19 protein-coding genes are annotated in these 14,218 nt (G+C 68.1%); 5 read left to right on the top strand and 14 right to left on the bottom strand.

The genetic code is table 11. The annotated features are described in order from the left end of the window. The first annotated feature begins 100 nt into the window (after positions 1-100). Positions 101-424 (top strand): Grx4 family monothiol glutaredoxin, encoded by a 324-nt coding sequence (gene grxD, locus AACZ75_RS04895; protein ID WP_339871878.1) that lies wholly within the window; start codon positions 101-103, stop codon positions 422-424. Further along, positions 424-849, top strand: a complete 426-nt coding sequence (locus tag AACZ75_RS04900; protein WP_339871598.1) for a thioesterase family protein — start codon at positions 424-426, stop codon at positions 847-849. The genes grxD and AACZ75_RS04900 overlap by 1 nt, the downstream gene beginning before the upstream one ends. Positions 850-862: 13 nt before the next feature. Here AACZ75_RS04900 and AACZ75_RS04905 read toward each other — a convergent pair whose 3' ends face one another. The 10 genes from AACZ75_RS04905 to AACZ75_RS04950 all read right to left on the bottom strand — a co-directional run bounded on the left by AACZ75_RS04905 (position 863) and on the right by AACZ75_RS04950 (position 7,588). Continuing rightward, positions 863-1,249, bottom strand: a complete 387-nt coding sequence (locus AACZ75_RS04905; RefSeq protein ID WP_339871599.1) for a hypothetical protein — start codon at positions 1,247-1,249, stop codon at positions 863-865. Then, positions 1,246-1,368, bottom strand: coding sequence for a hypothetical protein (locus AACZ75_RS04910; RefSeq protein ID WP_339871600.1), 123 nt, complete (start codon positions 1,366-1,368; stop codon positions 1,246-1,248). Before AACZ75_RS04910 ends, AACZ75_RS04905 begins: the two co-directional genes overlap by 4 nt. Before the next feature lie 114 nt (positions 1,369-1,482). After that, positions 1,483-1,881, bottom strand: a complete 399-nt coding sequence (locus AACZ75_RS04915) for a hypothetical protein (protein WP_339871601.1) — start codon at positions 1,879-1,881, stop codon at positions 1,483-1,485. A gap of 186 nt (positions 1,882-2,067) precedes the next feature. After that, entirely contained in the window at positions 2,068-2,685 is a 618-nt protein-coding gene (gene rpsD, locus AACZ75_RS04920) for a 30S ribosomal protein S4 (RefSeq protein ID WP_339871603.1), read from the bottom strand. 160 nt (positions 2,686-2,845) lie between these two features. Then, entirely contained in the window at positions 2,846-3,460 is a 615-nt protein-coding gene (locus AACZ75_RS04925) for a superoxide dismutase (protein WP_339871604.1), read from the bottom strand. A gap of 112 nt (positions 3,461-3,572) precedes the next feature. After that, positions 3,573-3,806: a hypothetical protein gene (locus AACZ75_RS04930; RefSeq protein WP_339871605.1), complete on the bottom strand. Its 234-nt coding sequence runs from the start codon at positions 3,804-3,806 to the stop codon at positions 3,573-3,575. An 86-nt stretch (positions 3,807-3,892) separates the two neighbouring features. Next, positions 3,893-4,987 carry a hypothetical protein gene (locus tag AACZ75_RS04935; protein WP_339871606.1) on the bottom strand — a complete coding sequence of 365 codons (1,095 nt, stop codon included), beginning with the start codon at positions 4,985-4,987 and terminating at the stop codon, positions 3,893-3,895. 45 nt (positions 4,988-5,032) lie between these two features. Next, entirely contained in the window at positions 5,033-5,884 is an 852-nt protein-coding gene (gene fghA, locus AACZ75_RS04940) for an S-formylglutathione hydrolase (RefSeq protein ID WP_339871607.1), read from the bottom strand. 153 nt (positions 5,885-6,037) lie between these two features. Next, entirely contained in the window at positions 6,038-6,421 is a 384-nt protein-coding gene (locus tag AACZ75_RS04945) for a VOC family protein (protein ID WP_339871608.1), read from the bottom strand. Positions 6,422-6,481: 60 nt separating this feature from the next. Beyond that, positions 6,482-7,588 (bottom strand): S-(hydroxymethyl)glutathione dehydrogenase/class III alcohol dehydrogenase, encoded by a 1,107-nt coding sequence (locus AACZ75_RS04950; RefSeq protein ID WP_339871609.1) that lies wholly within the window; start codon positions 7,586-7,588, stop codon positions 6,482-6,484. 143 nt (positions 7,589-7,731) lie between these two features. Between AACZ75_RS04950 and AACZ75_RS04955 the strand changes: the two genes are divergently transcribed. Both AACZ75_RS04955 and AACZ75_RS04960 read left to right on the top strand, forming a co-directional pair. After that, positions 7,732-8,400 (top strand): DUF6498-containing protein, encoded by a 669-nt coding sequence (locus AACZ75_RS04955; protein ID WP_339871610.1) that lies wholly within the window; start codon positions 7,732-7,734, stop codon positions 8,398-8,400. A gap of 10 nt (positions 8,401-8,410) precedes the next feature. Further along, on the top strand, positions 8,411-9,118 hold the full coding sequence (locus tag AACZ75_RS04960; RefSeq protein ID WP_339871611.1) for an NAD-dependent deacylase: 708 nt from the start codon (positions 8,411-8,413) through the stop codon (positions 9,116-9,118). A gap of 154 nt (positions 9,119-9,272) precedes the next feature. Here AACZ75_RS04960 and AACZ75_RS04965 read toward each other — a convergent pair whose 3' ends face one another. Both AACZ75_RS04965 and AACZ75_RS04970 read right to left on the bottom strand, forming a co-directional pair. Then, positions 9,273-10,052, bottom strand: a complete 780-nt coding sequence (locus tag AACZ75_RS04965; RefSeq protein ID WP_339871612.1) for an RNA methyltransferase — start codon at positions 10,050-10,052, stop codon at positions 9,273-9,275. 152 nt (positions 10,053-10,204) lie between these two features. Continuing rightward, a complete protein-coding gene (locus AACZ75_RS04970) occupies positions 10,205-11,236 on the bottom strand; it encodes a S1/P1 Nuclease (RefSeq protein ID WP_339871613.1) in 1,032 nt (343 codons plus the stop codon). 132 nt (positions 11,237-11,368) lie between these two features. Between AACZ75_RS04970 and AACZ75_RS04975 the strand changes: the two genes are divergently transcribed. After that, the gene (locus AACZ75_RS04975) at positions 11,369-12,739 is read left to right on the top strand and encodes a M28 family peptidase (protein WP_339871614.1); all 1,371 of its coding nucleotides are present in this window, start codon (positions 11,369-11,371) and stop codon (positions 12,737-12,739) included. Between the two features lie 4 nt (positions 12,740-12,743). Here AACZ75_RS04975 and AACZ75_RS04980 read toward each other — a convergent pair whose 3' ends face one another. Both AACZ75_RS04980 and AACZ75_RS04985 read right to left on the bottom strand, forming a co-directional pair. Next, complete coding sequence (locus tag AACZ75_RS04980; protein WP_339871615.1) at positions 12,744-13,418, bottom strand: nitroreductase family protein; 675 nt, start codon at positions 13,416-13,418, stop codon at positions 12,744-12,746. A 32-nt stretch (positions 13,419-13,450) separates the two neighbouring features. After that, complete coding sequence (locus AACZ75_RS04985) at positions 13,451-14,035, bottom strand: glutathione S-transferase family protein (RefSeq protein ID WP_339871616.1); 585 nt, start codon at positions 14,033-14,035, stop codon at positions 13,451-13,453. Positions 14,036-14,218 lie beyond the last annotated feature (183 nt).

Raw genomic sequence — 14,218 nt, forward strand, 5'->3', positions numbered from 1 at the left:
CCCGCTGCCCTTGACCCTCGGGTCCCGCGTCCCTAGCTGACGGGCCTGAGTGAAAGGCCATTCCGTGACTGATCAAACGACTGCGACATCATCCGACCCGATTCACACCTTCATCGCGGGGACCGTCGCCGAACACGATGTGGTGCTGTTCATGAAGGGCACGCCGGATGCGCCGCGCTGCGGCTTCTCCTCGCTGGCGGTGCAGATCCTCGACCATCTCGGCGCGCCGTTCGTCGGCGTCGACGTGCTGCAGGACGCCGGACTGCGCGACGGTATCAAGGCCTTCACCGACTGGCCGACCATCCCGCAGCTGTATGTGAAGGGCGAGTTCGTCGGCGGCTCCGACATCGTGCGCGAGATGTTCGAGGCCGGCGAGCTGCTGACCCTGATGACCGAGAAGGGCGTGCCCCTGGGCGAAGCCTGATGGCCCGCGCGCTGCTCACGCCGCGCGCCGACCGTGAGCTCTTCTCCCTGCCGCTGGAGATCCGGCCCGAGCACATCGACGAGAACGGCCACGTCAACAACGTCATCTATGTCGGCTGGCTGCAGGACGCGGGCATGGCCCACTGGAACGCCCGCTTTTCCGCGGGGGACCGGAAGCGCTGGTCGTGGATCGCCCTGCGGCACGAGATCGACTATCTGCGCGGCCTGTTGCCCGGCGCGACGGCCACCGCCCGCACCTGGGTCGGCGACCCGCAGGGACCGCGCTTCAATCGTTATGTCCGGATCGAGGACGGCGAAGGCCGGCTGTGCGCCCAGGGCGTGTCGGAATGGTGCCTGGTCGACGCCGCGACGCTGCGGCCGACCCGGATCCCGGCGGACATGCTGCCCGCCTTCGAGCGCCGCTAGGGCGACCCCGTCGCTAGAGGCGCAGCGGATTGGCGACGCGCGCCGCCTGGCCGGGCGTCAGGCCCAGTTCGCCATAGGTCCAGCGCAGCTCGACCCCCTCGTGCACAATGGCCTTGCACGGATCCTGACGGGTGCGCGTCAGGGTGATGTCGACCGGCGTGCCCTCGGCCACCGAAACCGCGAAGTCCGCCGCACGTGTGCAGCCGTTGGAGTCAACCCGCGCGATCAGGGCACCGTCCGCGAACCGGACCGCACGCAGGGATTCCGGAGCCGTGTCGGCGCTGATTTCGGTGCCGGAGTCCATCCGCACCACGACCGTCTCGCCGGCCGCGTCGGCATAGATGACGCAGCCGGTCAGCAGCGGCACACAGGCCGCCGCTGCGACGAGAAGGCGGCTCATTCGGGGGTTTCGGCCGGGGCGGTCTGAACCACGCGCGTGACCGGCTTGTCGGTGGCGATGATGATGCAGCCCGACAGCAGCGGGGCCGTGACGGCGAGAACGAGGACGAGGCGCAGCATGGTTCCATTTCCCTGGATGACTTGAGCTTGGCCTTTAGATGCCCGCGCATTCGCCCGATGACACGTGAATAATCAGACAGGCTGGCCCAACGGCGGCCGGGCCCACCGGCCGGCTCAGCTCGACGGTCCCTGATAGGAGTTGCCGACCCGCACGTCGGTGCCGGGCAGCAGCCCCATTTCCTCAAAGGTCCAGCGCACCTCGACCCCGCCGGGGATCGGGGCGTCGCAGTCGTCCTCGCTGACCCGCCACAGGGTGATGGTGGCGGCACCGCGATACTGGCTGACCACCGGCATCAGGTCGTCGCGGGTGGTGCAGCCGTTGGACCCGACCCAGAACACGGCCTGTCCCTGGGCGATGGCGGCCGCCTGGACCGACTCCCGCGTCCCGGGCACGGAAACGGCGGCCCCGGCGGCGCGTCCATCGGTCAGCAGGGACTGCAGGCCGGCGCATCCGGACAGCAGCGCGCCCGTCGCCGTCAGCGCGAGCAGCGTCCTGATCCCGTTCGAGCCCATGCCCGTCCCCTTTGAAAGTTTCCCTGGCGTCATCGCTCAAATTGCCTTGCGGCGCATCCGTAAACTGCTTGCCGGCCGGATGATCCCCAACCCGGGACCCGACAGTAACGACCGGAATGCGAAAAGGCCCCGGAGCGATCCGGGGCCTTTCCAGTCTCTGCACGGCGCACCGCGCGGCGGACGAACCTACGAGGAGTAGTATTCGACGACCATGTTGGGTTCCATCTTGACCGGGAACGGCACGTCGGCCAGCTCCGGCACGCGCACGACGCGGGCCGAGAAGCCCCGGTCGCCCAGCTCGATGTAGTCCGGCACGTCCCGCTCCGACGACTGCTGGGCCTCGAGCACCAGCGCCATGTTGCGCGACTTTTCCTTGACCTCGACGACGTCGCCGATCTTCAGGCTGTAGGAGGCGATGTTGACCTTCTTGCCGTTGACCGTGACGTGACCGTGGTTGACGAACTGACGCGCAGCCCACGGGGTCGGGACGAATTTGGCACGATAGACGGTGGCGTCCAGACGGGCCTCCAGCAGACCGATCAGGGTCTCGGCGGTGTTACCCTTCCGGCGGGCGGCTTCGTCATAGGTCTTGCGGAACTGCTTCTCGGTCAGGTTGGCGTAATAGCCCTTCAGCTTCTGCTTGGCTTTCAGCTGCAGACCGAAGTCCGAAACCTTCTGCTTGCGACGCTGGCCGTGCTGGCCGGGACCGTAGGAGCGCTTGTTGACCGGAGACTTGGCGCGACCCCACAGGTTTTCACCCATGGCACGGTCGATCTTGTATTTGGCGCTGTGGCGCTTGGACATTCTGTTCTCTTCAACATGATGCGGCCCGGCGCTTCCGAGATTGGAAGCACGATCTCAACGGCGGTCCACGCATCGTCCGTAGTGGATTCACGCGCAGGACAGGGTCCGGCGCGGGAAAGCGGGCCTTATGACGGCCCGCCCTCCCCAGGTCAAGCCGGGATCAGGCCGTGGCGGCGGCAAAGCGGGCGTTGACCGCCTTCCAGTTGACCACCGTCCAGAACGCCTTGAGGAACTCGGGGCGGCGGTTCTGGTATTTCAGATAATAGGCGTGCTCCCACACGTCATTGACCAGCAGGGGCGCGCCCTTCTCCGGGGCGATGTCCATCAGGGAATTGTCCTGGTTGGGCGTGTTGATCACCTTCAGCGTGCCGTCCTGCACGATCAGCCAGGCCCAGCCCGAGCCGAACTGGGTCGCGCCGGCGCTTTCGAAGGCCGCCTTAAAGGCGTCCATGCCGCCCAGGTCGCGGTCGATGGCGGCGGCCAGCTCGGTCGACGGCGCGCCCGCTTCGGCGGCCGGGGCCATGCCGTCCCAGTAGAAATTGTGGTTCCAGTAGCCGCCGCCGTGGTTGCGGATGGCCTTGGGCAGGGTCGAGATGGTGGCGAACAGCTCTTCCATCGTCCTGCCCTGGGCCTTGGGCTCGGCGTCGACGGCCTTGTTCAGGTTGTCGGTATAGGCCTGATGGTGCTTGTCGTGATGGATATGGAGCGTCTCCTTGTCGATCACGGGCTCCAGCGCGTCATAGGCATAGGGCAGCGGGGGCAGGGTGAAGGCCATGGGAAAGCTCCTTGTCGATCCGAACGGGGGGACGCCTCATCTAGGGAGGCCCCCTGCCGAACCCAAGGCGGGACGGGTAAATTCGTTCCGGAAACGCGTCAGGCGCGCGGGGTCAGGCCCCGGGCAGATTGGCCTTCAGACAGGCCCGCACCTGACGGCGCAGCTCGCCCGGCGATGAGGCCATGTCGATGCCCTCGGCCTCCAGCACCGCCTTGACCCCCGCATCCAGTCCATTGGGCAGGGCGGCAATCACCTTCAACTCGGCCTTGGGATGCAGGCAAAGGCCCAGCTCGACGCACAGGGCCGAGAACATCGGGGTGTAGTCAGGGGCGTGTGCGTCGGTCATGCGGCCTTCTAGCATGCTTCAGTTCGGCAGGAAGCCAAACGGCGCATCACTCGACGCCACGATTCTGCAAGCACGGCGTCAGGGTTTCAGCCCGGACAGGCGGCCGCCGCCTCGTCCGCGATCTGGTCGGCGATCACCGCGTCGACAGGGCCCAAAAGTGCCTCGGTCCCGAGGCTGTGGCCGCGGCCCGGGTGAGATACGAACCGCACCTGTTCATCCGGCAGGATGCCTTCGGCCGCCGCGCGCTGACGGTCCTCGCGAACCTGCGAATCGAGCGCGCCATAGTGAAGGATCATCGGCGACCGCCACCGGGCGAACCGGGCCGCCAAAGGTTCGTCATCGGTCATCCACGACTTCCACCAGCTTGCGCTGAACGCGGGTGCCGCCGCGCTCGGATAGGGGTCAGAGTCGTCGAGCGCCATCGCCGCCGTCTTCGCCTGCTCGTACAGCGCCGCCTGGGTGGTGCGCAGCTGGGCAAGATCAGCCGGCGTCCAGGCACCGTTCGGATGCAGGAACGGAGCCAGCACCCCGAACACCGCCGAGGGCGTGTTCATCCAGTTGGCCCGGACCTCGTCGTTCGTGACCGTGCCGTCGCCGTTCGTATCCATCATCGCCAGGGAGTCCGCGTCGCGGCCTGTACTCTGCCAGCGCACGGCCGAGACCTTGCTCTCCAGCGGGGCTCCCATGCCGATAATCAGCGCCGGTTCAGGGGCCCCCGCCTTCGCCAGGCCTGCCACATGAACCGCGCCCTCCGAATGCACGAAGAAGACCACGCACCGCGCGCCCAGCCCGGCGTCGGACCTCGTCCAGTCATAGATCGCACCGACATCCGCGCTCAGGTTTTCGGCGGTCACGGTCGGGGCCGCGGCAGCATCGATCACCTCGGACGGCGGGACGCCATGGCGAACACCGCGCCGGTCGAAACGCACAGCCGTCATGCCCCGGGCGTTGAATCGCTCCGCCAGGTCAGCAAACAGACGGTCGCGCGGCGTGCCCGACCGTCCAAAAGTCACGTCCCGGTCGAAGGCACCGGTTCCGGCCACCAGAATGACCACCCCGCGCGGATGACCTTCGGGCTCATCAGCTTGACCGGTCAGGACATAGCCATCGGCTGACGGCGTGGTGAAGGGTTGAACCGGCGGCGTGACGGCCAGCATCAACGCGGCGACGAACGTAATCATGCGTGAATCTCCCCACGCCAACCTCGCCTTAGGGTAGTGTCGCCGTCAAGCCTGTTTGGACGTCGAGCCCCCCAGCCGCCGGGCGTGAAACGCCACATGGTCGGCGATGAAGCTGGCCATGAAGAAATAGGAATGGTCGTAGCCGGGCTGCATCCGCAGGGTCAGCGTCTGGCCGACCGCATCTGCCGCCGCCTGCAGCAGTTCCGGCTTCAATTGCTCGACCAGAAACGGATCGGCGTCGCCCTGGTCGATCAGGATGTCATCGAAACAGCCCTCGCCCACCCCGGACTCGATCAGCCGCGCCGCGTCATGCTCGGCCCACACCGCCCGGTCGTCGCCCAGATAGGCCGTAAACGCCTTTTCACCCCACGGGCAGCGCGTCGGCGAGGCGATCGGTGCAAAGGCCGACACCGACCGGAACAGGTGCGGATGCCGCAGCGCCAGGGTCAGCGCCCCGTGCCCGCCCATTGAATGGCCGCTGATCCCGCGCGACTTGGTCGTCGGGAATTCGGCGTCGACCAGGGCGACCAACTCGCCGGTGACATAGCTTTCCATGCGGAAATGCTCGGCCCACGGCGTCTCGGTCGCGTCGACATAGAAGCCGGCCCCCTGCCCCAGATCATAGGCCGGGTCATCCGCGACACCCTCCCCGCGCGGCGAAGTGTCAGGCGCGACGATGATCAGCCCGTGCTCCGCCGCCGCCCGATAGGCCCCGGCCTTGGTGGTGAAATTATCCTCGGTACAGGTCAGGCCCGACAGCCAGATCAGCACCGGAAACGGCCCCTCACCCGGCGGCACGAACACCGACAGCGTCATCGGCGTGCCGGTGGTGGCGCTGTCGTGCGTCAGATAGCGCAGGGTGCCGCCGTGGACCTGATGCTGTTTGATGGTTTCCATAGTTTTCCGCTCATCCCGGCGAAAGCCGGGACCCAGTTCTGTCCAGCGTGACGCCGGCGTTTCAGGACATCGTTCCGAGCAGCTTACCGGGACCGATCCTCCAAAGCACTGGGTCCCGGCTTTCGCCGGGATGAGCGGATGGAATATCGAGTGTCACCCCACCCGGTGCAGGGCGCAGATCTTGTTGCCGGACGGATCGCGCAGATAGGCCAGGTGCAGGGTGCCGAACGCACCCTCGCGCGGGCCGGGCGGGTCCTCGATGGCCGTGCCGCCGGCGGCGACCCCGGCGGCCTGGAAGGCGGCGACCGCGTCGGGATCCGACGCGGCGAAACCGATGGTGCCGCCGTTGGCATGGCAGGCCGGCTCCCCGTCGATCGGCTCCGTGATGGCAAAGGCCCCGCGCGCCGTGCGCCACCAGTAACGGCCCTTCTCGTCCGGCCCGCTGGCTGCGGCGACGCCCAGCGCCCCCAACGCCGCATCATAGAATTTGCGCGACGCCTCGATGTCGTTCGCGCCGACGGTCATATGGGTGAACATGGAGTCTTTCCCTCTGCTTCAGGGTAGTTTTTTTAAACAACTTACTCGGCGATGCAAGCCTCAGAACACCACCACGGACCGGATGCTCTCGCCCGCATGCATCAGGTCAAACGCCTTGTTGATGTCTTCCAGCGGCATCGTGTGGGTGATCATCGGGTCGATCTCGATCTTGCCGTCCATATACCAGTCGACGATCTTCGGCGTATCGGTCCGGCCGCGTGCGCCGCCGAAGGCACTCCCCCGCCACACCCGCCCCGTGACCAGCTGGAACGGCCGCGTGGCGATCTCCTTGCCCGCCTCGGCCACGCCGATGACGATGCTCTCGCCCCAGCCGCGATGGCAGGCCTCCAGCGCCTGACGCATCACCGTGGTGTTGCCGGTGCAGTCGAAGGTGTAGTCGGCCCCGCCGCCGGTCAGCTCGACCAGATGGGCGACCACGTCGCTGACCTCTTTCGGATTGACGAAATGGGTCATGCCGAATTTGCGGCCCCATTCCTCCTTGTCCGGATTGACGTCGACGCCGACGATCATGTCGGCCCCGACCATCTTCAGCCCCTGCAGCACGTTCAGACCGATGCCGCCGAGGCCGAACACCACGCAGTTGGCCCCCGGCTCGACCTTGGCCGTATTGACCACCGCGCCCACGCCCGTGGTCACGCCGCAGCCGACGTAGCAGGCCTTGTCGAACGGCGCGTCCTTGCGGATCTTGGCCACCGCGATCTCGGGCAGGACGGTGAAATTCGAGAAAGTCGAACAGCCCATATAGTGGTGGATCGCCTGACCCTTGTAGCTGAACCGGCTGGTCCCGTCGGGCATCAGCCCCTTGCCCTGCGTCCCCCGGATGGCGGTGCACAGATTGGTCTTGCGGCTCAGGCAGGACTTACACTGGCGACATTCCGGCGTGTACAGCGGGATCACATGATCGCCGACCGCGACCGAGGTCACGCCCGGCCCCACCTCGACCACCACGCCCGCGCCTTCATGGCCCAGGATCGAGGGGAACAGGCCCTCACTGTCCAGCCCGTCCAGCGTATAGGCGTCGGTGTGGCAGATGCCGGTGGCCATGATCTGGACCAGCACCTCCCCGGCGCGCGGTCCCTCCAGATCGACCTCGACAATCTCCAGCGGACGTTTGGCCTCAAAGGCGACGGCGGCGCGGGTTTTCATGAGGGACATCTCCGAAACAGGTCTGCCCCGGGTCTACCCCACCCCTTCCCGCCTCGAAAGGTTCGGCGGTTGCAATCCTGAAGAGCGGCGATATCCATGCCGGGGTCGGGCCTTCTCCCGGATCAGCGAAAAACCGAGGCGACGTGCACGCACTGACGACACGATGGATCGAACGCCTCGCGGCCTTTCGTTTCCTGTTCATCGTCCTGGTCAATCTGATCCCGATCGGCGGCGTGCTCCTGCTGGGATGGAACGGGGCGCAGGTCCTGATCCTTTACTGGCTCGAGAATGTCATCATCGGGGTGATGACCCTGCCGCGGGTGCTGGCCGCCCGCGGTCAGGTCCAGTCGCCGGGACAGTCCGGGCCACAGTCCTCTCTCGGCGTCGGCTGCTTTTTCATCGTCCACTACGGGATCTTCTGCCTCGGGCACGGGGTCTTCACCTTTGCTATCGCGATGGACTTCCTGCGGTCCAGCGACCCGGCGATCACCGGTCCGTTGTTCGACACCCCCTTCCTGTGGGCGCTGGCGGGCCTGGCGGGTCTCAACCTCCTCGCCCTGTGGCGCGACTGGTGGCAGCCCCGGGCCTGGCGCACAGCCCATCCGATCACCGAGATGTTCCGGCCCTACGGCCGCATCTTCGTCCTGCATATCGCGGTGCTGGGCGGGGCCTGGGCCATGCAGAAATACAATGCGCCGGAAGGCGCGATCCTGATCCTGTGTGTCGGCAAGGCGGTGCTGGAACTGGCCACCGGCTGGCTCACCGGTCTCAAGCCGGACGCGGCCCCGACCACGCCCGCGAACCCGGACTGAGACGACGCCCATGCGCAACCTCGTGATCCTGACCGGCGCGGGCATCTCGGCCGAGAGCGGCGTGCCGACCTTTCGCGCCGACGACGGCCTGTGGCTGGGCCACCGGATCGCGGATGTCGCCACGCCCGAGGCCTTCGCCCGCGACCCGGCCACGGTGCAGGATTTCTACAACCAGCGCCGCCGCCAGCTGCCGACCGTGCATCCCAATGCCGCCCACCGCGCCCTGGCCGATCTGGCCGCGCGCTGGCACGGCGCGATCCTGCTGGTCACCCAGAATGTCGATGACCTGCATGACCGGGCCCATGCCGCGACCCCGCCCGGCCCCGGCTTCGACCTGATCCATATGCATGGCGAACTGCTGAAGGCGGTCTGCACCGCCACCGGCCGGGTCTGCGACTGGCCCGGCGACCTGGCGACCCACGAGCCCTCACCCCACCATCCGGCGGGCCGGCTGCGCCCGCACATCGTCTGGTTCGGCGAGATGCCGCTGCAGATGGAGCGGATCGAGGCCGCGCTGGCGCGCTGCGACCTGTTCGTTTCAATCGGCACGTCAGGGTCCGTCTGGCCCGCCGCCGGCTTCGTCGAGACCGCGGCCCGCGCCGGGGCCCGTACGGTTGAACTCAATCTCGAACCCTCGCTGGGTCGCAGCCGCTTCGACGAGGGGCACTACGGACCCGCGACCGAGGTGGTGCCGGGGTTTTTCGGTGAACTGGGTTGATCCGGTAGTCCCAATATTCCGCTCATCCCGGCGAAAGCCGGGACCCAGTGTTTTGGATGAACCGCCGTCACAGGCACCCGCGGACGCCAATCCCGCGCATTGCGCCCCACGAAAGAACTGGGTCCCGGCTTTCGCCGGGATGAGCGGATAAAAGCTATTGGGACTCGTCCGCCGCCTTCTTCGCCGCCAGCTTGGCCAGCACCCGGCCGCGCCCCTTTGACAGGGCGGTGATCACGCCGCGGAAGGTGGCGGCCTCTTGATCGGTGAAGGCGGCGCGGCCCAGCATGACGCGCAGGTTCTGCACCATCGACGGGCGTTTCTCGGGCGGATGAAAGAAGCCACCGGCATCCAGTTCCCGCTCCAGATGTTCGTACATGCCCAGCAGGGTCTCGCCCGTGGCCGGGGGCTCGCCCTCGCGGAAGCGCGGCGGCGGGGCGTCGAGGATCAGGGTGCGCCATTCATAGGCGTTGATGGCCACGGCCTGGGCCAGATTCAAGGATTGATGGCGCGGGTCGATGGGGATGGTGACGATGCCCTGGCACAGGGCGATGTCGCTGGTCTCCAGCCCGGCCCGTTCACCGCCGAACAACAGGCCGATGCCGAGGCCCGAGGCGCGGTCGTCGTACAGGACCCGGGCCGTCTCGCGCGGGGTGCGCACCGGCTGGCGGGTGCCGCGCGACCGGGCCGTGGCGGCATAGACGGTGTTCAGGTCGGCCACGGCGTCGGCGACGCTGTCGAACACGCGGATGCCGTCCAGCACCCAGTCGGCCCCCGAGGCCATGGCCCAGGCCCGTTCCTGCGGCCAGCCGTCGCGCGGCTGGACCAGACGCAGGTCGGTCAGGCCGAAATTGGCCATCACCCGCGCGACGGCACCGATGTTCTCGGCCATCTGCGACTTGTCCAGAATCACCACTGGCGGGGAAGGTTCACTCAATTCCGCTCATCCCGGCGTAAGCCGGGACCCAGTGCTGTCCAGCTTGACGCCTGTGTTTCAGGCCGACCGTTGCTGCGATCGCCCTGGTCCGGTTGCCCAAAAGCACTGGGTCCCGGCTTACGCCGGGATGAGCGGAAAAGAAAAGCCCGAACTCAGTCCTCGCCGTACATCGCCAGCCACGGATCGGCGGTCCCGGCCTCGACCTCGGCCACCTTGACGGTCGGCCAGCCGATCAGGTCGTCGGCGGAGTCGCGCCAGGCCAGGATGAACAGGTCGCGCAACTCGCCCGCCCCGGCCGCCAGCCGCGCCGTGACAAAGGCCGCGCCGCGCGCATCGGCCTCGCGGAAGCCCCCGGCCTTCTCCAGCACATAGAAGGGCCGGACCTCGGCCAGGGTCGTCTTCAGATAGGCCGGCACCCGGGTGCGCAGGTCAAACCCGTCCAGCCGGGGGGCCGCCATCGCCTGCTCCACCGCATCCAGCCGCGCCACCCGCGCGGCGAAGGCCCCCTCGAACGCGCCGTGGGTCTGGCGCGAGGTGGTGAAGCCGTCCGGGTTGGGCATGTCGCGGTTCCAGCCGTTGTAGTGGATGGTCGTGTGATGGGGCTGGGCCCCGTCCCCGACGTAATGGGCCAGATAGCCCATGTCGCGCAGGATCAGGGCCTCGCGCCGCAGCCGGTCCTCGCGGTACCAGGCCCGCTTGCCGGGATCCTGTTCCCGCGCCTCGGCCGCGTTCAGCACCCGCCAGGTGGCGAAGTCGCGCACCAGCTGCTGATAGCCGTCCCAGATCGCATAGGGCAGATAGCCGGCGTCATCGACGTCCAGACCCGCCGCCGTCAGGGCCGCGTCATATTCCGATTTCAGCCGCGGCAGGGCGTCGATCGTCATGCCGCGCGCGTCCATCACCCGCGCGTCTTCGTCCATGTCGATGAAGTGGGCGGTGTCGCGCTCGCGGTCGTGCGGCTGGCCGCCGCCCTTGGTCCGGTCCGGCTCGCGTGACAGTTCGCCGACCTCGGCCACGGCCCCGGGCGTGCGCAGGAAGGCCGGCAGTTCGTCCGGCAGGGCCCGCATGGCCGCCGTGCCGATCAGCCGGTGGCCGGTATTGCCCCAGGCGGAAACCCCGGCCGGGGCCATCAGGGCGGCCGCCCCCAGGGTCAGGACGGACAGGGTGATCGCGATACGCTTCATCGGGCGGCTCCGGGTCAGGACGACTGCCATCGGGGTAAATCCGCACCGCCACCGCGTCCAGCGGATTGTTGCCGCCGCTTGACCTGGTGCGGCCACGCGGGCCAGGGAACGCCGGTCATCCCGGAGATTGTCATGTTCCCGCGCCGCCTCGTCATCACCGCCGCCGCCCTGGCCCTGTTCGCCGCGCCGGTGCGGGCCCAGACCGCCGCGCCGGTCGTCGATCCGGCCTGGGTCGCGGCCCATGCGGCCTTCCTCGCGGGCGACGCCCTGCGCGGTCGCGGCAGCGCCACCCACGACGAGACCGTGGCCGCCGCCTATGTCGCGGCCCAGTTCCAGGGCTTCGGCCTGAAGCCCGCGCCGGGCATGGACGGCTACACCCAGACCATCGCCGTGACCCGCACCACGCCGTCGGACACGGGCACTCTGAGTATCGGCGGCATCCGCCTGTCCCGCGCGGAGGGGCTGGGCCTGCTGTCCGGCGGTGACGCCCCGATGGATGGCCGGGTCGAGGTGTTTACCGGTACCGACCCGTCAGCCCTGCCGGAAGCCGGGATCGTGATGATCGCCCCGCCGGAAGGCCCGGCCGTCGGAACCTGGGTCAACGCCGCCTGGCGCCAGGGCAGCCGGCTGGTGATCCTGCGCGAGACCGCAACCCTGCGCGAGGCCGTGGCCCGCGCGTCACCCGGCCGCCCCCGCTTCGCCCTGGCCGGAGACGAAGCGCGCCCGTCCCGTACCCTGCTGGTCGTGCCGGCCCTGGTCTGGGACCGGATGGCACTGATGCCCGGCACCGGCGCGGTCTGGACCCCGGGCGAGGGCCATGTCGAGCCGACCGTGACCACCAATGCCATCGGCTGGCGGCCAGGCACCGACCCTGACGCGGGTGTCATCCTGATCAGCGCCCATCTGGATCATCTGGGCGTGCGCGCGGACGGCACCATCATGCATGGGGCCAATGATGACGCCTCGGGCGTCGCCGCCGTGCTGGAACTGGCGCGGGCCCTGTCCAGCGGCGATGCCCATCGTCGCGGCCTGCTGTTCGTCGCCTTCGGCAGCGAGGAGGTCGGCGGTCTCGGCTCCGGCTGGTTCGGCGACCATCCGCCGGTGCCCCTGAGCGAGATCGTCGCCAATCTGGCGATCGAGATGATCGGGACCCAGGACCCGCAGATGCCGGACGGGGTCATGATGATGACCGGATTCGACCGATCGACCCTCGGGGTCGCATTGCGTGACCAGGGGGCCCTGATCGCGCCGGACCTGTATCCCGAGCAGAATTTCTTCGAGCGGTCCGACAACTACCCGCTGGCCGTGCGCGGTGTGGTCGCCCACACCATCTCGGGCTGGGCCGTGACCCCGACCTATCATACGGTCGAGGACGACATCGCCCACCTCGACATTCCCTTCATGACCCGCGCCATCCAGTCGCTGATCGCGCCGCTGCGCTGGCTGGCCGACGGTGAGTTCACGCCCGACTGGGCCCCGGGCGGCCGTCCCGAGCGGCGCTAGACTGTCAGATCCAGGCGGCGATGGCGTCCAGCGGCTTCTTGTCCAGCGCCGCGACCGGCACGGTGGCGTCGGCGGCCGGATGGCCGGCCACCAGCAGCAGGAAGGGCTTGTCCCCGGCCGGACGGCCGCAGATTTCGGCCAGGAAGCTCATCGGCGCGGGCGTATGCGTCAGGGTCGCCAGCCCGGCCTCATGCAGGGCCGCGATCAGCAGGCCGGTGGCGATGCCGACGCTCTCGGTCACATAGTAGTTCTTCTTGTCGTCGCCCGGCTTCGGCCCGCCGCGCTTCTGGCCGAAGATGGCGATCAGCACCGGGGCCACCTCGAGGAAACCCTTGTCGGAGTCTGTGCCCAGCGGGGCCAGGGCATCCAGCCATTCCTGCGGGGCCTTTTCGGAATAGAATTCCCGTTCCTCGGCCTCGGCGGCGGCACGGATTCGGGCCCGGGCCTGCGGACTGTCGATGACACTGAAGAACCACGGCTGGTGATTGGCCCCCGACGGGGCCGAACCGGCCGTCAGCAGGGCCTGTTCGACCATGGCCCGCGGCACCGGCCGGTCGGAGAAGTCGCGCACCGTGCGCCGCCGGGCCATCGACTCGCGAAAGGCCGTCACCGCCGCCAGGCCGGTAGCGTCGTCGGTTTCCGCGTAGCCGCTCAGGGGGACACAGGGATGGTCGCGCATCAATCAGGCTCCGGTCGGGTTCCGGGTCCCGTCTAGCCGATGCCGAGCGCCGCCTCCACCCGGACGATCCATGCCCGGACCGCCGGATAGCCCGCCAGATCGAATCCCTCTTCGCCGGCGACCCGCGTGTAGGCGACGAGAGCCACATCGGCGAGGCTGGCGGCCTCGCCGGCCAGCCAGCCCCCCCCGGACAGGGCGGCCTCCATCCGCGCCAGCGCCGCGTGGCCCTTCTGCATCAGCCGCGGCGCGATCTCGTCGGCGCTCATGCCCGCCAGCAGCCGCTGGAACCGGGCCACGGCAATATAGGGTTCATGGCTGTACTGTTCCCGGAACAGCCATTCGATCATCCGGGCGCGGGTGAAGCGATCGGCCGGGACCCACGCGGTTCCCTCGGCCAGATACAGCAGTATGGCATTGGACTGGGCCAGAACCCGACCGTCCGCAAACTCCATCGCCGGCACCTGACCGGCCGGGTTGCGGGCCAGGAATTCCGGGGTCCGGGTGGCGCCGGACAGGACATCGGTTTCCACCCAACGGTAGTCATGCTCGAGAACATCCAGCATCCACTTGACCTTCAAGCAGTTACCGGATCGATGATCGCCATAGACTGTCAGCACAGAACCGCCCCCAAGAATGAAGATGTGACGAATAGTGTATCCACGCGTCAATGATGAGGCGGCGCATTAACGCTCTGTGCTCGACGGACGGTGGACTGAACCGGCATCGCTGTGGACAGACTGTCGCGGCCGACGTGGCGGTCCGGGATTTGCCACAATTCGCTACGAAAAGCCCGGCGTCGG

Source organism: uncultured Brevundimonas sp. (assembly GCF_963975535.1).
Taxonomy (GTDB): Bacteria; Pseudomonadota; Alphaproteobacteria; order Caulobacterales; family Caulobacteraceae; genus Brevundimonas.